Here is a 20,120-nt window from a genome sequence, read left to right on the forward strand (position 1 = left end):
AATTTTTTATATGAAAAGGATTGATTATGCCCTTAATAAATTGCCCGGAATGTGGAAGTTCAGTAAGCGATGTTGCCTTACAATGTCCAAATTGTGGAATTCAATTAAAAAAATCCAAAGGGAGTCTTTTGATTAAGTCCGTAGTGGCTTTTTTAGGGGTTTCATCGGCAGTGGCTGGTCTTTTTCAATTTTATAATGTAGAAACCTTTCCTGTCATAAAGGGTGAGTTTTGTCTATCTGATAACAAAAAAAGTGGTAGATTAGTTGAATTAATTAATGCTATTTCAGATAAAAAAGATGAGATTTTATTTTTTGATGAAGTGCGTATTAATTATGTTTGCCATGAAGGAAATTTATCGGGATCAGACTATCTTACTGTTGAGCCAATGAGCTATGTATTACAGGATTCTGGCATTTCAGTTGTTACGCGAGAGGATTCTGATAAAAAAACTACATATAGGTTCAATTTCGACGGTTTGTTGGATGCCAGTATTTCAAATGTTGAAATGAGTGAGATTGAAAAATCTAAATATCTATTAAATTATCATGAGGTTGCTTTTGATGAATCTGCGCTGAAGGAATTTGAGAAAATGTGGCTATTTGGAATGAGTGGTTATAATGTTTTTCTAAGTTTTGATAATAGCAATCAGAATCAAAATCAATACTCAACTTTTGAAGGAGGTATCGGAGAAGGTACTGGGGATTACATTAATGGCCCTTTTCAAATAAAAGATAGATCAGGTGGTGAATATGTCGAATATGAATTATCATCACCTATAATTGATTCTAATTCAAAAAAACAAATTGAATGTACTAAAAAAGATTGGAGTTCGATTGAGAAGTTATTGCTATGTCCTTTTTTATGAGCATTGGTTTTTCTTTTTAAGAATTCCCTGTTTTATTTGATATATTACGATAGTATTTAAAATGTAGAAACTTATTCTCACACTGATTTTACTGCTATGTGAGCACTCTAGTTTTTCGCAAGATCGTATTCGCGAATGCGTGAGTACTGGTCTTTAAAATGGCAAGCTGTAAATAAAGACGGATTAATCCATGACTAAATCATTTTCTCTGTGCATCGCATTGGTGTTGACTGCAACTACTGTCAATGCAGAAACAATTACTACCCGTTTTGGCTCGTTAAGCATCAATGATGAAAACATGCTATTATTCCAAGGAAAATCACTGACTCCAACTATTCAAGGTAATAACAGTTTGAGTGTGTTAGGTACTTATCCGTTGAAAAATAGTGATGCTGTCTTAATTCAAGATAACGGTGGAACAGCTTGCCCCGCTCAACTGTATTTCGTTGAATTATCAAAAAAAGGTGTGAAAGCTACGTCTGTATTTGGTAGTTGTAGTGATCTGGTTGAAGCCAAACAAACAGGTGAAGTCGTCACTGTCACGATGCCCGGATTCATGGGGCCGTTTGAACCTGAATCGGAAAAAGAGAAAGCAGCTAATAGTACCGAAATCTATCGCTATACAGCAGGTATCGTGACAGAAGAAAAAGCGAAAGTGCCACAAAAATCCTCCGAAAACACGTCAGGTGAATGGCATACTGTCATTGCCGAACCTAATCTCGTGGTACGTAGCAAACCCGCTGTTACGGGTGAAAAACTTGGTAATGTTCCTCATGGCGGAAAAATCAAAGTCATTGAAAAAACAGATAAAACCGATTCAATTGGTGGGCGTGATGGTGTTTGGGTAAAAATCGAATGGCAAGATACTACGGGCTATGCCTTTGATGCTTTTCTAGAATCAATGGATAGTCAGGATTCCGCAGGCGCAAAATAAAATAAAACCCTAAAATTTCCATTGACTTTAGCAACATTACCGCTACACTTTCCCACCATTATCAACCTTATTACATGGAGACACACAACATGCTGAATAGACAAATACGGAGCAATTCAATCAACTAGTGTCTCCCGCGCTTGTGCCGGGGGACTGATGTCAGTCATCCGGCGTAAGAATGCGGTGCTTCGTGTGCAGCATGTCGAAAACCCCGGATGGCCTAAAAACCAACGGGGTTTTTTTATGCCTATCAGTTTTATGCTCAATAAGGGCAAGGTTCCGGTCAAGATTTTTACTGACGATGTGGATAGCGGTTCGCTGACACAATTGGGAAATCTGTCGCAACTGCCCTTCATCCACAGCCACATTGCAGCGATGCCAGACGTGCATCATGGCATTGGTGCGACCGTGGGTTCGGTGATTCCCACCCGTGGCGCGATTATTCCCGCCGCCGTCGGTGTGGATATTGGTTGTGGAATGAACGCGGTACGTTTATCGCTCAAAGCCCATGATTTGCCTGACAACTTGTACAGCATTCGCAGCGCGATTGAACAGCGCGTGCCGACCGGTTTTGACGAACACGAACGCCCCAGCATCAACGGTTCTACACTCAATAATATGGGTAAGCATCTGGATGTGATTACCGACAAGCACCCCGGTTTGGTGAAAATGTTGAAAAACTTTCACCGCCAATGGGGCAAGCAACTCGGCACACTCGGTGGCGGCAACCATTTTATCGAGCTGTGCATCGACGAAAGCGACGACGTGTGGGTGATGCTGCATTCCGGCAGTCGCGGGGTGGGCAATGCCATCGGGCGTTATTTCATCGAAAAAGCCAAAAAGGATGTGGGTCGGGAACTTGGTCAATTGCCGGACAAAGATCTCGCCTACTTCACCGAAGGCACGCAACACTTCGATGATTACGTGGCAGCGGTCGGTTGGGCGCAGGATTACGCGCTGGTCAATCGCCGTGAAATGATGCGCTTGGTATTGGACGCACTGCAACGCAGCAAAGCCTTGCCAGCCTTCACCACCACCCGCGAAGCGATCAATTGCCACCACAATTACGTGCAAAAGGAAGAGCACTTCGGCGCAGAAGTTTACCTGACCCGCAAGGGCGCAATCAGTGCGCAGTTGGGGCAGCTCGGCATTATTCCCGGCAGCATGGGGGCGAAATCGTACATCGTGCGTGGCTTGGGCAACGAACAATCGTTCTGTTCGTGTTCACACGGTGCAGGGCGACGCATGAGCCGCTCTGAGGCCAAACGGCGTTTCAACACCCTCGATCTGGAAGCCCAGACCAAGGGTATCGAATGCCGCAAGGATAAAGGTGTGGTCGATGAAATTCCCAGCGCGTACAAAGACATTGATGTGGTGATGCAGAACCAAAGCGATCTTGTCGAGGTCGTACATACATTGCGTCAAGTGATTTGCGTGAAAGGCTAAACGAGGTGATACATGGAAAAAACACAAGTTGAACTGATCCGCGAATGCTTAAGCGGCAACCGCACGGTGTTCCGCTACGCACCGGATAGCTACGCGCTGCAATTGCTCAAGGATTACATCGGCAATGGCATGGGGATTGCGGCGTTGCGCCGTTCCCCTTACGCCAAATTGTTAACCAAACCGATCGTGACGGAAGCCTTGGCGTTGGCGGGCAAAGGGCAATTAGAACCGTGGCATCTGGAGGCGGTCATTGCCCAATACCGCAACCACAAGCCGCTGAATTTCATCCTCACGCTGGACGAATGGGGCACAGATGACAAGGATGACCGCCACTGGAAACAGACCTGCCGCACGGGTTACGACTTGGTGCTGCAACTGAATTTTGCCAATGATCACCACCAGCACCTCAAAACGCTGGTCGGTGAGGATGATGTTGCGCCATTTTCCTATCATGGGCATCCAGTGCGCAAGGATGGCACAGTGGAAACACTGGCATGGGCGCGGATCGATCTTGATTTCGCCAGTAATCAGGCGTTGATCGAAGAAATCCAGTCCGATTGGGTCAAAGGCGTGGCGGATAGTTACAAAAACTGGCTGTACGGCGAGGACAAGATGCAGCAATACCGCGAGGCATTACGCCCTTACGCTAAGGTGTGGGATGAGGCGATGTTGACGGCGGCACTGTGCTTTATTCGCCGCGAGTTGGGTATTCGCGACGTGTTTTACCACAGCTATGACACAGGTAATCGCCTCAAAGGCATCGAGCGTTACTACCATCTCGGCAAGCCGCCGCGTTACTTGTACACCGAATTGCCGAAAAAGTTTTGCTTCGTCCCAACCAGCGAAGCGCCGGACTTCCTCAAACCTGTCCGTTATTTGCATTACCTGCAACGCCACGGTAAAGCACAATGGTTCAAACTGCCAACACAGGAGCAATCTCATGGCAAAAAAGCAGCCGCGTAAGCGCAATCCCGTCGCCCATCACCTGTTTATTCATCGGGGAGGGGTTCACGAAAAAAGCCAGTCTGCCAAGCGGCAGGAAGACAAACGCCAGTTGCGTAAGCTGGTATCGAAAGTGAGCGCCGGTGACCCCGGCGCTGACGCCCTTGCTGCCTAACTCATTAATTCTTTCCATCCGCAAAAGCACGCCATCTATCCTACCTGAAGCCGTTAATCGGTGAGTCGCACATAGACTTTACGGTAATTTACCGTAGGAACTCTCTTTATGAAACAGTCTGTCAAGCGTCTCGCCAAGCAATGGTTATTGCCCGTACCGAACGCCTTACGCAAGAACCAGCTCAAACCTGACCCCGCCGGATTGGCACACATCGAACACGCCATCCGCACCCATTATCACCAAGATTGGCGCAGCGAAGCGCATTATTCCCCCGAAAAATACCAAGAAGATTTGCAAGCGCATTTATCCGAACGGCTGGAAAATGATCGACGTTTGATTGTGCCGTGGTTGAACAAAGCCAAACCGTTACGCGGACAGCGCATTCTGGAAATCGGCTGCGGCACAGGTTCATCGACCGTCGCTTTAGCCGAGCAAGGGGCGCAAGTCACTGGCATCGACATTGATCAAGGCGCATTAAAAGTAGCGCGTGAACGTGCGGCTGTGTACGGTATTTCCGCCGAATTTCAAAGCATTAATGCGAACCAATTACTCAAAACCTTTGGCACGAATCGCTTTGACAGCATTATTTTCTTTGCTTCGTTGGAACACATGACCTTAACCGAGCGGCTGGCATCCTTGCGGGATGCGTGGCGCATGTTGCAGCCCGGTGGTTTGCTGGTGATTATCGAAACGCCGAATCGGTTGTGGTTTTTCGACAGCCATACCTCGCGCTTACCGTTTTTTAACTGGCTGCCGGACAAACTCGCGTTCCGCTATTCGCAGTTCAGTCCGCGTGAAAATTTCCGCGAGTTGTATCGGCAATACACCCCTGAATCGGCAGAACATTTCCTGCGGCGCGGGCGCGGCATGAGCTTCCACGAGTTAGAAATCGCCATCGGTCCTGTGCAAAAGCTCAAGGTGGTGAGCAGCATTTCCTCGTTTCTGGGGATGCGTTACCGTTTGAAACAATCCGCTATCGACCGCGAATACAAAGCGTTACTAGGCAAGATTTACCCTGACATCCACCCCGGCTTTTTCGACGATCATCTTTACCTCATCCTCGCTAAAAACTAAACGGAGCAGAAACGCCGACGTTGGCGTTATGGCGGTACAAGATCGCGACATACGGCTGCCCCCGTTGTGGGTTGGCAACCGTAATGCCCAGTTTGCCGGAGGCGTTGCCGTCGGTGGTAGTGCCAGACATTCCTGCCTGCCATGCGGTTTGGCTAGCGGGGACGATGCCGATAAAGTCGGTCGGGGTGTTCTCCCATTGCACGCGCACGCGCTCGCCTTCCACCGTGGCATGAATGTTGGCATGGTTGGGAGTTGTCGTCGTGCCTACACCGCTATTGCCGACGCGGTAGGCTTCCTGAAAGGTGTAAAACGGTAAGCCCAGTGCTTTGGCGTGATCAATCACGGCACTCAATTTGCTGGCAGGTATGCCGTAATCGTGGGTTTCACCCGCAGGCAAAATGCGGTGGGCATACAGCGTGAGGAGTTCACCGCGCTCTTTAGCACGTTGCATAGCAGCATGGATTTCGGGCAATTCATTTTGGTAGCTGCTGTCAATACCATCACCCGACAAGAAGTCATAACGGCTGCTGCTGTTATGGTAAAGCTCATTCAAGGTGGATAAGGTTTGCCCGCCATTGGGGGTGGTGGCACGTAAGTAAGGCAGGTAGGGACGAATTGCGTCATCATACGCAGGCGTATGCCGCCCATTCGGATACGCAAAGCTCACCGGATTAAACCCCGCCGCTTGCATATTGGCAATGGCGGGGAATACTTGTTCCGCAAGGTAAAGATTCACGTTGCCCGCTTCGGATAAATACGGCGCATGGTGAATAGGCTTATGGTCATAACTGTGACAACCGATTTCATGCCCTTTATTTTGCAAGGTGCGCAGTTTATCAATTTGCGCACTAGATAAGGTATGCCACTGGCTCACAAAAAATGTGGCTTTAATATCATTCCGTCCGGCAAAAAAATCATACCATTGATCAATTGACGTATCGTCAAAGGTTAATACAACACCCGAAGGTGCAGCATTAACCGTAACGGGTGCTAATAACAACCCAACAGAAAAAACAAAATGGTTGATAAAACGCTGCATGACTTAACTCCCTAGCACTGTTTATTTTAAAGATGATTATCCCTAATCGGTTTACAGGTAATTGATCACATCCCCACCCCTTGCGGTAAAGCGGGCAGGGCAAAGCCAGCGCGGGCAGCGGTAATAACACTGGCAAGATAAGCCAAGGCAGACTGTCCACGTTTGCGGCAAGTACCGATGATGCTGGCCAGCATGGCAAACGCACGGCTCCCCGTAGCACTCTTTGTGCCATGGTTGGTTTTGCGCAGGATCACCCAATGGCGCAACGCCCGCTCAGCCTCATTATTGGTCAAGGGAAGCCACGGGTGGTCAAGGATTCGGAAAATGGCATCCCAATCATTGATGAACTCTTTCGCCAGTGCCGCCGTCTTGTCATGGGCAGATACGGCATGGATCAAGCATAATGCCCTGAATTCCAGGAGTTTTGCCTGATGGCGTTGACGGATCACGTCGGTTTGCGTCCCCACCGTGCCGCCTGCTGCCCGCCAAGCGTAAATGTCGTCCTGTAATACCCTCAGCCAAGCGAGGGTGAAGTTGCCAAACGTCCGCCCGTCTTTGTCCAGTGATTCTGCCAGCCCACGGGCTTTGCGGATCAGGTGCGCCCAGCAACGCAAGCGTTTGGGGTGGTGGCGGTAAGCGGCATAGCCATCACTCATCAGCCAGCCCCCAAAGTGGGGGCTAATCACGTTGTCGAGCATTTCAATGGTGCGCTGCCCTACGTAGAAACAAACGCTGAGGGTGGTGACGAATGTCCATAGCCACAGGGCTTCGCCACGCTCTTTCCAAGAGGTTTCATCAATATACAGCACCCCGCCGTCAGCGGTGGCTTCTGCCAACAGCCCTTCCACCAAGGCATCTTCCAATGGAGAAGCACTCGCGGCTGCTTCCTCAAAACATTGCTGCAACACCCCGACACTTAGGGGAATGCCCAACACCTCCCGCAACAGTTCTTGTGTGCCACGCAGTGACAAGCGTGAGCGCAGCCGTAGGTGGACAATAAGTGCCGCCAGATTGCCCCCAATCAGCCGCCACTCGCCCACATCAACCTCCGGGTATAACGGGTCGGGAGCTTGGCGATGCGGGATATGGCGGCTCACATGACCGCAGGTGCATACGCTATCGTGAAGGTGGTGGCGGGTGGTGATGACGGTCAGTCCGGGGTTCCCATCCGTGCCAAACTGGATGTCCACACTGTCATAGGCGGTATAAATACGGGAGACAGCCGCATCCAGGGACCTGCCACAGGCTTCACATCGGCTGGGGTAATGGTGTTCGTCTGCATTGATGGGCGGATGCCATACCCGACCATAACCCGGTGCGCCGGGTTGTTTACCCGCTTTGCGTTTGGCTGGTTGGGCTGGCTTTGTGCCCGCCACAGCTTCTGGTTCCGGGGTTGGCTTTCCTCTGGCTGCACCCACCCCTTCTGTTTCGGGCAAAGCCACCGTTTTGGGTGACGTTTCCCACGGGAAACCGCTGCTGGGTGGTTTGGAGGAGTTGTTGGAGTTTTGGTTGATCTGTTCCCGCGCTTCTTTCAGGTCATGCAACAACTTGGTCGACAGGTGCAGCAGTTCCTCCGGCGTGAGCTTGGCAAGGTACTGGCTGTTAAGCTGTTTGAGGCTGTGGTCTTTCAGTTGTTGGGTCATCGGGGGAGTGTCGCAAATTTAGTGCGTTTGGGTAAGGGGGGACTGTTCAGTTACGTTTACAGAGCTTAGCAAGAATCAAAAACACTGCACGCTGAAATGCTACACAAACCGTTACCGCGCTAACACACTCGCAACGGTCGAATAAGCCGACCCGCCGCTTGCGTGGGTAGCACGTACTCGGTAACGGTAACGCGTTCCCACCACTAAGCCACTATCGCTAAAGGTCAGCACGTTCGCCCCCACCGTAGCAATGGCGGTGAAATTGGTGCAACTACCACCCTGACAGCGCTCAATGCTAAAGCCGGTTTCGTACAAGTTGCTATCTGCCCAAGTGAGGGTGGCTTTACCACCGATTTGTGCGGTAGCGGTTAGTGCGGTGGGTTTAGCCAATGTTTGTGCATGAATAATAGTGGTGTAAGCGGAATTGGTCGTGCCTTGGTAAGCGCGTACCCGATAGCGGTAGGTCTGATTGGCCGTCAAACCCGTATTGCTAAAGGTTGTGACGTTTGCTCCCAGCGATTTGATGAGAGCGAAGTTCGTACAGGTTTCCCCCAAACACCGCTCGACTTGGAAGCCCGTTTCATTACTACTGTTGTCCGTCCACACCAGTGCGACTTGAGTGCCATTCACCACGCTTGCCGCCAGATTGCTGGGTGGCGCTAGGATGGTGGGCGGTGCGGCAGGCGTGGTGACGCTTGCAACGGGGTAAGAGGTGGAAGCTGTTGTGCCACTGTAAGCCACGACACGGTAACGGTAAGTGGTGCTAGGTTGCGCACTGCCATCCGTGTAGGTGGTGACGTTGGGATTGACTGCGCCGAGCACCACGAAAGTGCTACAACTTGCCCCCGTGCAGCACCCAACCGCGAAGCTGGTTTCATTCATGCTGTTATCTGTCCAACTTAGATTAACCTGATTGCTAGTGGTTGCGGTGGCCATTAAGTTGGTTGGGGCTGCTACCACGACGGGTGGCGGTGGTGGCGGCGGGTTGCCTGCCAGAATGACAAAAGGTGTCGAAATGACCCGTTGCGTGCTGCCAGCGTAGGCAATTGCCACATATTGTGCACCTGCCACGACATTGGGAACATTCATGGCAATTTTGCCACTGGCTGCTCCGCCAGTGCTGGCACTGCTCAAGAAGACGGAGGGTTGGCTGGCAAGCGCAATGTACATCACATCATTCGGCAAATTCGTCCATTGCAGACCGACGCGGTAGGTGTTGTTACCTTTATCTTCGGCGTAGGCAAGGGTGATGCTGTCGGGGTTGCCCGTGCCGCCGTCACCACTACCACCACATGTACTGGTGGTTTCGGGGGCTTCCGCAAACGCATCGCTGAAGCGGTAGAAGGTCAGCCCTTTGCTGTGTGCGTAGAGAATGATTTCTTTGAGGTTGGCGGCAGCAATCCCGTAATTGCTGGTTTCGCCGGGGGGAAGGATGCGATGCGCGTACAAGGTGATCACTTCATCGTTGGCGCTGGCACGATCCAACGCGGCTTTGACCTCGGCAACGTCATTTTGGTAAACCGTATCCAAGCCATCGCCGATCAAATACGGATAGCTTGCTCCGGTGCGCTTGTGGTAGATGGCGTTGGTATCTTTGAGCGGCAGGGCGGCATTGGTTTCCAGCGTGCCACGCACGTACCGTAAGCCTGTCTGGGTTTTGACGGCATTATCGTAGAAGGGGCTGCGTTCCCCAAACGGGTAAGAAAAACTCTTGGGGATGAAGCCGTTATCATTGGCTAAACCGGGGTCGCCTTGTGCCATTGCGGTGAGTGTGGGTTGCACTTCATCCGTCACGTACTGCGTGGCTTGGTCACAGACAAGGTTATAGGGGGCGGAATTTGCGCCCATGTGGTTGATGCCGTGTGAGGCAATTTCATGCCCCGCATTTTCTAATTGTTTGAGTTTGACGTAATGACTGTCATTGCTAAATTTGCCTTGATTCACGCCTTTTAAATCGGTTAACCAGTGCGCCACAAAAAACGTAGAAGTAGGGGTGATTTCTGGATTAGTGGTTTTTAGATCGGTAAAAAAAGTGTGCCATTGATCCACAAACCAATCATCAAACGTTAAAACAATGCCACCGTATTGGAGGGTTGTTGCTGCTACTGACTGCGGTAATAGACTAACGAGCAGGACTATATAAGCCAGCTTGTTAAAAAAACGGTGCATAGATTATCTCCGCTGCATTAAATTATTGTGTTTACTACTGTAGATGAAGTTATCCTAAGCAGATGACGCTGACAGATAAAATGCGGCTTGTTACTGATAAGCTGAATTATGTTGTCTGGGTGAATAAGCTTGCCACCTGCTACCCGCCGATTGTCGTAAATCACTTCAGCCTCGTCATGAGGAAATGACAGACTCACCGTTTATACGTTATCAACAAGAGCCACAAGCCATGCGTACTCTGATTTTGGGGCTGTTTGCCCTGCATTTTATTTTTCTGGCGTACTTTAATAATGTGTATGTGGCGGGCTTGCCAGTGCGCTCGTTTTTGATTTTGTTGGCAGGTGGTTTGGTGGTCATGCGTGATTACAGCACGCTGTTCCGCATCGGGCTGGTGAGCAAGGTGTATTTGTTGCTGGGCATCGTGGGCTTGCTGGTGTCGCTAGCGAATAATGTGACACTCGGCAATATTGCGAATGGCGAGTTGAAGCTATTGCAATCGTATCTGATGGTATTGGTGGCGTTTTTTGTGGTGGAACAGTTTGGGTTTCGCACGCTGGGGTATTTGGTGGTGGGGATTGCCTTGCCATCGGCGCTGGTGGGGATTCTGCAAGGCTTGGATGTGCAGTTGGCGTGGAAGTTGCAAAGTGGCTTGCTGAGCATTCAAAACAAGGAACTCAGTGACGAAATCCGTTCACAGATGACCGAAGCCTTGTCACGCCCACCCGGATTGAGTTTGTACGCAATTCCACAGACGTACATGCTGTTGGGCGCGTTAATGATCAATTTGTATTTGGTGCTGCAAAACCGTTACAACCCGCGTTTTCAGATGGTGGCAGTTGGGGTGGGGGTGATTTTGATCGGGGGGATTTTTGCTTCTGAAACGCGTTCGGCGATGGGAGCGGCGTTGTTGATGCCTGCGTTGATTTACGTCATTCTGTTTCCTGCACGGGTGATTCCGGTGACGGGGTTATTGGTGCTGTTGGGGGCGGTGGCAGCGCTGGCGTTGGCGGATAAAGCGGGCATGGATTCGCGTTTGGTGAGTTTGGATGATGCGTCGGCGGTCGGGCGTGCCACGTTGTATAAATACGGCACGGAATTGTTTTGCAGCAGCCATTCGGCTACGGTTTCAATTTTGATACGGTGGAATATGCGGTGGAATATTTCGTCAATGACAATAATCTGTTCCGCTACGAGCCGACTGAGAAGGCGCATTACATTGTGCCAGTGCATAACTCGATCTTGAATCTGGTGCATACTTTTGGGTTTATCGGAGTGTTATTGCTGGTGTATTACGTGTATCGCTTGATTGGCAATAGTTGGTATCGGGCAGTATTGATTGCGGGGGCGTTCGTGAATTCGATTTTTCATAACGCAGGCATTCTGAGCAACGACCTATTTATGGATATGGTGATTGCAGTGATGATGTATGAGTTGTATCGCCAGAATACAGCGGGTGTTACATTGACCCCGTGTTACACAAATTATACTGAGCAAAAAATTTAGGTTGGTAAAAAGTTGGTAGCATTCCCCCCCGCTTTGCGGTATCAAGAAGCCTTCATGTCATCGTGGAGGAGGACATTATGTCGGGTTCATACCGTCGCTTGGTGGTGCGCTGTGTCGCTGTCTTGGGTTTGCTCGCAGGGCTGATTTCCCCCACATTTGCGCTGGAAAAAGTCCGCGTCGGCGTGCTGGAATTCGGCACGGTCAATTGGGAAATGGACGTGATCCAAACCCACAAACTCGCCGAACAACAAGGCATTGAGCTGGAAGTCGTGCCACTCGCCTCCGCCGATGCCTCCACCGTTGCCCTGCAAGGTGGTGCGGTCGACATGATCGTCTCCGACTGGGTGTGGGTCGCCCGCCAACGCGCTGCCGATTTCGATTACACCCTGTTCCCGTATTCCAACGCGGTCGGCGAATTGCTGGTCAAGGTCGACAGCCCCATCAAGACGCTGGCTGACCTCAAAGGCAAAAAGCTTGGTGTGGCAGGCGGTGCTTCCGACAAAAGCTGGCTGCTGTTACGCGCCTTTGCCCAGCAAACCCAGAAGTTGGATTTGCAGGCCGAAACCGAGCCGCAATACGCCGCACCCCCCTTGCTGAATGAGCTGATGCAACGCGGCGATTTGGATGCCGTGCTCAACTTCTGGAACTACGCCGCCCGCCTCAAAGCTGCCGGAATGCGCAGCATCATCACCGTCCCCGATACGCTGGAAGGCTTAGGCATCCAACGCGACCTGCCACTGATCGGCTGGGTGTTCAGCGAAAAATGGGCGAAAGAACACGCCGCCACTGTCAATGGTTTCCTCAAAGCCTCGTATGCCGCCAAGCAAATCATGCAGGCTGACGATGCCGAATGGGTACGCCTACGCCCACGCATGAAAGCCGACGATGACGCGGTATTTACTGCCTTGCGTGACGGTTTCCGCGCAGGCATCCCCGCCTGTTTTGGCGACAAAGAAAAGCAAGCCGCTACTGACACCTTCCGTATTCTGGCGGAAATCGGCGGTGAAAAACTGGTGGGCACTGCCAAAGTGCTCGACAAGGGCGTGTTCTGGCCTGACTTCAGCCTGCCTGCTTGCACGAAGTGAATACCAACCACCGTTACGTGCGGGTGTTAGTGCTGGGCGGCTTTTTGCTGGCTTGGCAACTGCTCGCCGTGCTATTAGCCAGCCGTTCCCTGCCCAGTCCGCTGGCGGTTCTGGACACGCTCTGGCAACAGCTCGTTAACGGTGAATTACTGTTCCACCTCGGCGTCACCCTGTTGCGCGTCATGGTCAGTTTCACGCTGGCAATGCTGGTCGGCGTAGCCATCGGCATCCTCATGGGCAGCCGTAAAGCGTGGGACAACGTGCTGGATGTATTGCTGATTCTAGGGCTGAACATTCCCGCGCTCGTTACCATTATCCTCTGCTACATCTGGCTGGGTTTGGGCGAAACCGCCGCCGTCCTCGCCGTTGCTTTGAACAAAATCCCGATGGTGATCGTGACCTTGCGCGAAGGGGCGCGTGCCGTCGACCACGATTTGTTGCAAGTGGCGCAAGTCTACCGCCTGACCCGCTGGCAAACCTTCCGCAGCGTCTACCTGCCACAACTTTACCCTTACTTGTTCGGCGCGGCACGCAATGGCTTGTCGCTGATCTGGAAAATCGTGCTGGTGGTGGAACTGCTAGGGCGCAGCAATGGCGTGGGTTTCCAGTTGGGTAATTACTTCCACTTCTTCGACATCAAAGGCATTCTGGCGTACACACTGGCGTTTGCGCTGATCGTATTGGCGTTGGAAGCCCTGCTGTTGCGCCCGCTGGAACGGCATTTGAATCGGTGGCGCTCATGAGTTTCCTCTCCGTCGATTTGCACAGCAAAACCTACCCTAACAGCGTATGCGCGGCGCAAGATTTACGTTTTGCCGCCAAACAGGGCGAATTCATCGCCATCGTCGGGCCGTCGGGGACAGGCAAAAGCACTCTGCTGAACCTGATTGCGGGACTGGATACTGACTTTGCCGGAACGATCAGCTACCCGCCGCAAACCACCTTGAGTTTCATGTTCCAAGAACCGCGCTTGCTGCCTTGGCTGAGTGTCGCGGACAACATTCGGCTGGTGCTGGATGCGCCGCAACACTGCCATGACAGCGCACGCTTGGCGCGAATGGATACGCTGTTGCAGCAGCTCGGCTTGCAAGATTTTCGCGACAGTTTCCCCAATCAATTATCGGGCGGGATGAAACGCCGTGCCGCCTTGGTTCGCGCCTTCGTCACCCAGCCGCAGCTATTGCTGATGGATGAACCGTTCCAGTCGCTGGACGAACCCACCGCGCAAGACCTGCGCCAAGTGCTGCTGAAGTTGTGGGCAGAAAGCCAGCCTACGGTGCTATTCGTCACCCACAGTTTGAACGAAGCTTTGTTGCTGGCGGATCGGGTGCTGTTCCTGTCGCCGCGTCCCGCCAAAGTGATTCTGGATTACCGTGTGCCGTTGCCACGTCCGCGCCCGCAAGCGACCAGCGGATTGCAATCCTTGCAGGCGGAACTGCTGCACGAATTCCCCGCGTTGCTCTCCGGTCTGCTTACACCGCCAACCTTTTCCCAACCCCATTCCCCCTAGACTTGTGTGTATACCTTTCAGATTGGCGTTAGCGGAGATTGATAATGAAGTATTTGAAAATCATGGCATTGGCAGCCTTAGTAGGCGTCAGCGGCGCAGCCCATGCCAACGGGCAAATGCTGGAAACGGCTACCAAAAATGGCTGTTTCATTTGCCACTCGGTACAAGCCAAGACCGGCCCAGCTATTCCTCTCGCCCCCGCGTATGCGGATATTGCCGAGCGCTTCAAAGACCAAAAAGACGCCGCGAGCTATTTGTCACAGCGTATTCTGCAAGGCACGGTCAACACTAAGCAAGACTGGGAAGGCAAGGTCAATATGCGCTTCATGCCCCCTAACGTGAGTGTGTCTGCCGAAGAAGCCACCAAACTGGCTGAATGGATTCTCAGCATTAAAAAAGATGCGATCAGCGAAGAAGTCATTACCCACGAAGGAATGCTGACACTGGCAGCGCAAAACGGCTGTATTGCCTGCCACGGTGTTTCCCAACAAACCGATAGCCATTACATCCCGCTCGCACCCGCTTTCCACGCGGTCGCAGAACGCTACAAAGGCAATGCCGATGCCAAAAAGACGTTGGTGGAATCCATTATCAGTGGCACGGTGGACAAGGAAAAGAAATGGCCAGACGTGAACATGCGTTTCATGCCGCCCAACCCTTCATTAAGCCCTAAAGATGCAGAGACATTAGTCGATTGGATTTTATCGCAGTAAGCTGGACAGCCATATGCCAACGGGAGACTTACCATGCTTGATCAGCCAGTGCTGACTGTCGTCGCCGTCAGCAAATCCTACGGCAAGCTATGTGCCGTCAATCAGGTCAGTTTCCAGCTTGGCAGCGGCTTTCACGCGCTGTTAGGACCCAATGGGGCGGGGAAATCCACGCTGTTCCAATTACTTACCGGACTATTTGCGCCGGATCAGGGTGATATTCATCTCAACGACATCAGCCTCCGCCAACACTTGCCGCAAGCCTTGGCGCAAATGGGCGTGGTCTTCCAGCAACCCGCGCTTGATCTGGATTTGAGCGTGCAAGCCAATCTGGATTTTTACGGGCGTTTGCACGGCATGAGCAAAGCTGCCATCCGCGCTCGCAGCACGCAAGTGCTTACCCAACTGGAAATAGCCGAAGTTGCCCCGACCCCCTGCCGCAATCTCAGCGGGGGCAATCGCCGCAAAGTGGAACTAGCACGCGCCCTGCTCACCGAACCCAAGCTGCTGTTGATGGATGAAGCCACCGTCGGGCTTGATCCCGCTTCTCGCGCCACCTTGCTGGCGTATGTACACCGCCTCTGCCGCGAACAAGGTTTAAGCGTGCTGTGGGCAACGCACTTGATCGACGAAGCCGAGCAAGCGGATCAAGTGCTGGTCATGCACAAAGGCAAATTGCTGGCACAAGCCCCCCCTGCTGCTTTGATTAATCAAACCCAAACCGCCTCCTTGTTGGAAGCCTTCTTTCAATTATCTGGCGAAACGCGCGTAGAAACCCGCACCGCCCAGCTATGAACCTGCCCGTTACCCAAGGCCATGTGCTGCATTACGCCGAATTCGGCAATCCGGCGGGAATACCATTGCTGTTTGTGCATGGTGGCCCCGGTTCTGGCTGCAATCCCGCTCACGCCATGCTATTGCACCCTAACGGTTTCCGCATTATCCAAGTCGACCAACGCGGTTGCGGGCAATCAACCCCCAAGGGCAGATTGTTAGGCAATCGTACCGCTGCACTGGTGCGAGACATGGAAGCCTTGCGCCAACACCTCGGCATTCAACACTGGGCGATTTACGGCGGGTCGTGGGGCACAACACTGGCACTGGAATACGCGAAACAGTACCCACAACGGGTGTTGGGCTTGCTGTTACGCGGGGTATTTTTGGCACGGTTGGAAGATTGGGAATGGTTCAGCTTACCTCATGGGGTAGCGCAGCAATTTCCGCTGGCCTACCAAACACTGTTAGACACCTTGTCGCCGCGCCAAGGAGAAAATCCTATCAACAGCCTGTATCGGCAATTGCTGAATCCACGCACGCCCCTCGAAACGGCTTACCGTTACGCGCTCGCTTGGGATGCGTGGGAAGCAGCGGTGATGGGCTTGCCTGCCCCCGCCTTTGACCCTGATGCCACACACTGGCAGGCACGGCTTCACCGCGCTCGTGTTTACAGCCATTACTGCGTCAACCACTTTTTTCTGCTGCCAACAGGCGTATTGCCGAACCTAACAACGTTGCAACACCTCCCCATCAGCGTAGTACACGGCGTGAAAGATCAAGTCTGCCGCTTTGCCAGCGTCCACGCATTGACCAATGCCTTGCCGCAAACGCAATTGTTCGCCGTCGAGGCAGGGCATGGAATGCACGAGCCTGCCCTACAGAATGCCGTGCAACACGCCGCCAGCACCTTACATGCCACGCTGATACGCACCCAGCTCTGACGCACCTCGGCGGATTTGTTTGCGCACCACCCGCAGCTAGCAGAAAATGCAGACTGGTCATTACGGAACGCTTTATTCATGCTCACTGATTCAGAACTTCGCGCTCGCCTGCATTTTTGGCGGGCCAAAGGCATCGGCCCCAGCAGCCTGCGCCGCATTGTGGAACATTTCGGCGGTGCTGCCGAAGCCCTGCGCGTCTCCGACACGGCGTTGCTGGAAGCCGGTTTGAAAAAGGAAGGCATTGCCGCCTACCGCGCCCAAGCAGACGATTCCGCTGTACCCGACTGGCGTTGGCTGGAAGCGGCGGATGATCACCACATCCTCGTACCCGAAGACAGCCGTTACCCCGCCTTGCTGAAACGTATCCGTACCGCCCCGCCGGTATTGTTTGCACTCGGCAATGCTGACTTGCTCAATGACCCGCAAATCGGCATGGTCGGCAGCCGCAATCCCACCCAAGGCGGCAAAGAAAACGCCCGTGCCTTCGCTGCCCATTTCGCCGTGAATGGCTTAACCGTCACCAGCGGTTTAGCCGTCGGCATCGACGCGCACAGCCACGAAGCCGCACTGGAAGCAGGCGGACATACCATTGCCGTGGTTGGCAACGGTCTCGACATTATCTACCCCCTACGCAACCGCAAACTGGCGGAACGCATTACCGCGCAAGGCTGCATCGTCTCCGAATTCCCCATCGGCATCCCCGCGCACCCGCAACATTTTCCGCGCCGTAATCGCATTATCAGCGGTATGAGTTTTGGCGTATTAATCGTCGAAGCAGCCTTGCAAAGCGGCACGCTCGTCACCGCCCGTCATGCGATGGAACAGGGGCGCGAAGTCTTCGCCATTCCCGGCTCGATTCACAACCCGCTGGCACGCGGTTGCCACCATTTAATTCGCCAAGGCGCAAAATTAGTCGAGACAGCTCACGATATTTTGGAAGAAATTTCACCGCAATTAAACGTCTGGTTACAACAGGATAAATTCCCGACTACTGTTCAAGGAAAAGGGCTACAGATGACTGGTCATACGCTGCCTGACAGCGATACCTTTGATCCTGAATACGCACAAGTACTTGATGCGTTGGGCTACGAACCGCTACCGATAGACCAGATTATCCTGAATACAGGCTTGACCGCTGAAGCAGTTTCATCCATTCTCCTTATGCTTGAACTGCATAACCTTGTAGCAGCATGTGGTGGTGGTCATTACATGCGATTGGGGTCAGGAACTGGAAACTGATGAAAGAAAATACGCTGGACGTTCTCTTCTACCTTTTTGACAACTATCCCGACATGGGTGATAACCTGCCGGAAGACCGTGCCTCCATGCACGGTTATTTACAAGACGCTGGTTTCCTGAACAGCGAAATTACCCGCGCTTTTGACTGGCTGGAAAGCCTCGGCGACGACGCAGAGCGCGTGGAAGTCACTTACCGTTCTTCCGCCACCCGTATCTTTTCCCCGCAAGAACGCTACTGGCTGGATGGCGAATGCCAAGGCTATTTAATGTTCTTGGAACACGCAGGCGTGATCAGCGCCGAAGCCCGCGAACAAATCCTCGACCGCGTGTTGGAATTACAAGATGAAGACTTTAACCTCGACCGCCTCAAATGGGTGGTATTAATGGTATTGCTGAATCGCCCTGAAGAAGGCAATAGCTTTTTCTGGGCAGAAGGCTTAAGCGTTTCCGGCGAAGCGCCTGTGTTTCATTGAAGAGTCATTCACCCACCTGACAGCTTGTGGCATCATAGCGCCTTTGTGTGAACAACCAACAGGCGCTGCCATGACAACCCAACCTAACTGGTTTACTGAACTTTCTGATTCCGGCACGATTTTCGGGCTGGAATTAACCGATGCGGGCAAAATTCACGAAGAGCAAACCCCGTTCCAGAAGCTCGCCATCTACGACACCAAAACCTTCGGCAAGCTGATGACGCTGGACGGTTGCACGATGGTGACGACCCGCGATAACTTCGTTTACCACGAAATGATGGCACATCCGGTATTGTTCAGCCACCCATCCCCGAAGCGCGTGTGCATTATCGGCGGCGGTGACTGCGGCACGTTGCGTGAAGTCTTGCGCCACCCCGAAGTCGAAACGGCGATCCAAATCGACATCGACGAGCGCGTGACCCGCGTCAGCGAAATGTTCTTCCCCGAATTGTGCGAATCCAACAATGACCCGCGTGCGACCTTAGCATTTGAAGACGGTATTGCGTGGATCAACAATGCTGAACCCGGTTCGTTGGATGTGCTGATCGTGGATAGCACTGATCCGGTGGGGCCTGGGGCGGTGTTGTATAGTGAAGAGTTTTTCCGTGGCTGCTGGCGGGCGCTGGGCGAAAACGGTTTGCTGGTGCAGCAAAGTGAATCGCCCTTGGTTCACGCGGAAAAGATTATCAAGCCAATGCACGACACCATGCGTCAGGCGGGTTTCAGCGACACCAAACTGCATCAGTTTCAGTTGGTGAGCTACCCGACTGGCTGGTGGAGCTGCACGATTGCGGCGAAAGCAGGCAAGGTGGAATTTGCACGGCAAGCGGCGGCGGAAGCGTTGGCGTTCCCAACCCGTTATTACAATGCGGGGGTGCATCAGGGCAGCGCGGCGTTACCGCAGTTTATGAAGGAATTGCTGGGTTAAAGGAATTTCTGCCTGCAAAATGTGGGTAGTGACCCTGATGGTCACTACCGCGCCTGCAATACGTCCCAGTGAACCTCGACCTCACCCTTATCCCCCGCAACATAAGCAGAATCGCCGGTAATCGTGATCGACAAATCCATCGTGCGGCTCACCAACGCCGCCAACGCTTCAATTTCTTCTGCGGGAAAGCGGTAAAACGCAGCATCCAACTGACTAAACTTCTTCACATTTTGTGACCACCAGACATCCGACTTGCTGTTAAAGCTGTAAACACGCACCGCTCGCGCCCGATGCGTCGCCTTTTTGACGCGCTCTGGCGTAGGTTCGCCCAAATCAATCCACAGAGCGATTTGCTCATCCATCGTGCGTACCCAAATGGCGGGTTCTTCCACGTCTTCCAGCCCTTTGGTTAGCTCAATCCCCTCCTGAGCATTAAGGCAATACGCCAAAATACGCACCATCATGCGCTCCAGCGTTTCGGAGGGATGCTGGGCAATGGTCAGATTCAGGGAATCGTAGTAATTACGTTCCATATCCGATAACGAAATTCTGGCTTTGTAAATGGTTGGTTTGATTGCCACGGTGAACCTTGTCTGTTGCGTTGCTGGAACGGTGCGTGCGCATACTAACAAAAACGCCCGCTGATGCGGGCGTTTTCACGATCAC

Annotated in this window: 21 protein-coding genes; 17 read left to right on the forward strand and 4 right to left on the reverse strand. The window is 52.4% G+C overall.

Annotated elements, in window-relative coordinates; genetic code table 11:
* Positions 1 to 26 precede the first annotated feature (26 nt).
* From J1836_RS05350 to J1836_RS05375, 6 genes are all read left to right on the forward strand, one after another.
* Complete coding sequence (locus tag J1836_RS05350; RefSeq protein WP_207250047.1) at positions 27 to 866, forward strand: zinc ribbon domain-containing protein; 840 nt, start codon at positions 27 to 29, stop codon at positions 864 to 866.
* 190 nt (positions 867 to 1,056) lie between these two features.
* Positions 1,057 to 1,800 (forward strand): SH3 domain-containing protein, encoded by a 744-nt coding sequence (locus tag J1836_RS05355; protein ID WP_207250048.1) that lies wholly within the window; start codon positions 1,057 to 1,059, stop codon positions 1,798 to 1,800.
* Positions 1,801 to 2,043: 243 nt separating this feature from the next.
* A complete protein-coding gene (locus J1836_RS05360; protein WP_207250049.1) occupies positions 2,044 to 3,246 on the forward strand; it encodes an RtcB family protein in 1,203 nt (400 codons plus the stop codon).
* Between the two features lie 12 nt (positions 3,247 to 3,258).
* Positions 3,259 to 4,209: a hypothetical protein gene (locus J1836_RS05365; protein WP_207250050.1), complete on the forward strand. Its 951-nt coding sequence runs from the start codon at positions 3,259 to 3,261 to the stop codon at positions 4,207 to 4,209.
* On the forward strand, positions 4,187 to 4,363 hold the full coding sequence (locus tag J1836_RS05370) for a hypothetical protein (protein WP_207250051.1): 177 nt from the start codon (positions 4,187 to 4,189) through the stop codon (positions 4,361 to 4,363). Before J1836_RS05365 ends, J1836_RS05370 begins: the two co-directional genes overlap by 23 nt.
* A 108-nt stretch (positions 4,364 to 4,471) precedes the next feature.
* Positions 4,472 to 5,437: a class I SAM-dependent methyltransferase gene (locus J1836_RS05375; RefSeq protein ID WP_207250052.1), complete on the forward strand. Its 966-nt coding sequence runs from the start codon at positions 4,472 to 4,474 to the stop codon at positions 5,435 to 5,437.
* On the opposite strand, the gene J1836_RS05380 is transcribed toward J1836_RS05375, so the two are convergent.
* From J1836_RS05380 to J1836_RS05390, 3 genes are all read right to left on the reverse strand, one after another.
* Positions 5,427 to 6,476 carry a polysaccharide deacetylase family protein gene (locus J1836_RS05380; protein ID WP_207250053.1) on the reverse strand — a complete coding sequence of 350 codons (1,050 nt, stop codon included), beginning with the start codon at positions 6,474 to 6,476 and terminating at the stop codon, positions 5,427 to 5,429. The genes J1836_RS05375 and J1836_RS05380 overlap by 11 nt on opposite strands.
* A gap of 65 nt (positions 6,477 to 6,541) precedes the next feature.
* Complete coding sequence (gene tnpC, locus J1836_RS05385; RefSeq protein ID WP_242632653.1) at positions 6,542 to 8,119, reverse strand: IS66 family transposase; 1,578 nt, start codon at positions 8,117 to 8,119, stop codon at positions 6,542 to 6,544.
* A gap of 111 nt (positions 8,120 to 8,230) precedes the next feature.
* The gene (locus J1836_RS05390; protein ID WP_207250054.1) at positions 8,231 to 10,288 is read right to left on the reverse strand and encodes a fibronectin type III domain-containing protein; all 2,058 of its coding nucleotides are present in this window, start codon (positions 10,286 to 10,288) and stop codon (positions 8,231 to 8,233) included.
* A 184-nt stretch (positions 10,289 to 10,472) separates the two neighbouring features.
* Here J1836_RS05390 and J1836_RS05395 point away from each other — a divergent pair, with 184 nt between their 5' ends.
* The 11 genes from J1836_RS05395 to speE all read left to right on the forward strand — a co-directional run bounded on the left by J1836_RS05395 (position 10,473) and on the right by speE (position 19,454).
* Positions 10,473 to 11,531, forward strand: a complete 1,059-nt coding sequence (locus tag J1836_RS05395) for a hypothetical protein (protein WP_207250055.1) — start codon at positions 10,473 to 10,475, stop codon at positions 11,529 to 11,531.
* The gene (locus tag J1836_RS05400) at positions 11,507 to 11,791 is read left to right on the forward strand and encodes a hypothetical protein (protein WP_207250056.1); all 285 of its coding nucleotides are present in this window, start codon (positions 11,507 to 11,509) and stop codon (positions 11,789 to 11,791) included. Before J1836_RS05395 ends, J1836_RS05400 begins: the two co-directional genes overlap by 25 nt.
* Before the next feature lie 77 nt (positions 11,792 to 11,868).
* A complete protein-coding gene (locus tag J1836_RS05405) occupies positions 11,869 to 12,876 on the forward strand; it encodes an ABC transporter substrate-binding protein (protein WP_207250057.1) in 1,008 nt (335 codons plus the stop codon).
* The gene (locus tag J1836_RS05410) at positions 12,873 to 13,619 is read left to right on the forward strand and encodes an ABC transporter permease (RefSeq protein ID WP_207250058.1); all 747 of its coding nucleotides are present in this window, start codon (positions 12,873 to 12,875) and stop codon (positions 13,617 to 13,619) included. Before J1836_RS05405 ends, J1836_RS05410 begins: the two co-directional genes overlap by 4 nt.
* Positions 13,616 to 14,386 carry an ABC transporter ATP-binding protein gene (locus J1836_RS05415; protein WP_207250059.1) on the forward strand — a complete coding sequence of 257 codons (771 nt, stop codon included), beginning with the start codon at positions 13,616 to 13,618 and terminating at the stop codon, positions 14,384 to 14,386. Before J1836_RS05410 ends, J1836_RS05415 begins: the two co-directional genes overlap by 4 nt.
* 44 nt (positions 14,387 to 14,430) lie before the next feature.
* Positions 14,431 to 15,099 (forward strand): c-type cytochrome, encoded by a 669-nt coding sequence (locus J1836_RS05420; RefSeq protein WP_207250060.1) that lies wholly within the window; start codon positions 14,431 to 14,433, stop codon positions 15,097 to 15,099.
* 33 nt (positions 15,100 to 15,132) lie between these two features.
* The gene (locus J1836_RS05425) at positions 15,133 to 15,891 is read left to right on the forward strand and encodes an ATP-binding cassette domain-containing protein (protein WP_207250061.1); all 759 of its coding nucleotides are present in this window, start codon (positions 15,133 to 15,135) and stop codon (positions 15,889 to 15,891) included.
* The gene (locus J1836_RS05430; protein ID WP_207250062.1) at positions 15,888 to 16,814 is read left to right on the forward strand and encodes an alpha/beta fold hydrolase; all 927 of its coding nucleotides are present in this window, start codon (positions 15,888 to 15,890) and stop codon (positions 16,812 to 16,814) included. The genes J1836_RS05425 and J1836_RS05430 overlap by 4 nt, the downstream gene beginning before the upstream one ends.
* Positions 16,815 to 16,892: 78 nt before the next feature.
* A complete protein-coding gene (dprA, locus tag J1836_RS05435; RefSeq protein ID WP_207250063.1) occupies positions 16,893 to 18,053 on the forward strand; it encodes a DNA-processing protein DprA in 1,161 nt (386 codons plus the stop codon).
* The gene (locus J1836_RS05440; protein ID WP_207250064.1) at positions 18,053 to 18,526 is read left to right on the forward strand and encodes a Smg family protein; all 474 of its coding nucleotides are present in this window, start codon (positions 18,053 to 18,055) and stop codon (positions 18,524 to 18,526) included. Before dprA ends, J1836_RS05440 begins: the two co-directional genes overlap by 1 nt.
* A 70-nt stretch (positions 18,527 to 18,596) precedes the next feature.
* Entirely contained in the window at positions 18,597 to 19,454 is an 858-nt protein-coding gene (speE, locus tag J1836_RS05445) for a polyamine aminopropyltransferase (RefSeq protein WP_207250065.1), read from the forward strand.
* A 44-nt stretch (positions 19,455 to 19,498) separates the two neighbouring features.
* On the opposite strand, the gene J1836_RS05450 is transcribed toward speE, so the two are convergent.
* The gene (locus tag J1836_RS05450) at positions 19,499 to 20,035 is read right to left on the reverse strand and encodes a YaeQ family protein (protein WP_207250066.1); all 537 of its coding nucleotides are present in this window, start codon (positions 20,033 to 20,035) and stop codon (positions 19,499 to 19,501) included.
* Positions 20,036 to 20,120: the final 85 nt, after the last annotated feature.

This window comes from Thiothrix fructosivorans (assembly GCF_017349355.1).
Lineage (GTDB): Bacteria > Pseudomonadota > Gammaproteobacteria > Thiotrichales > Thiotrichaceae > Thiothrix > Thiothrix fructosivorans.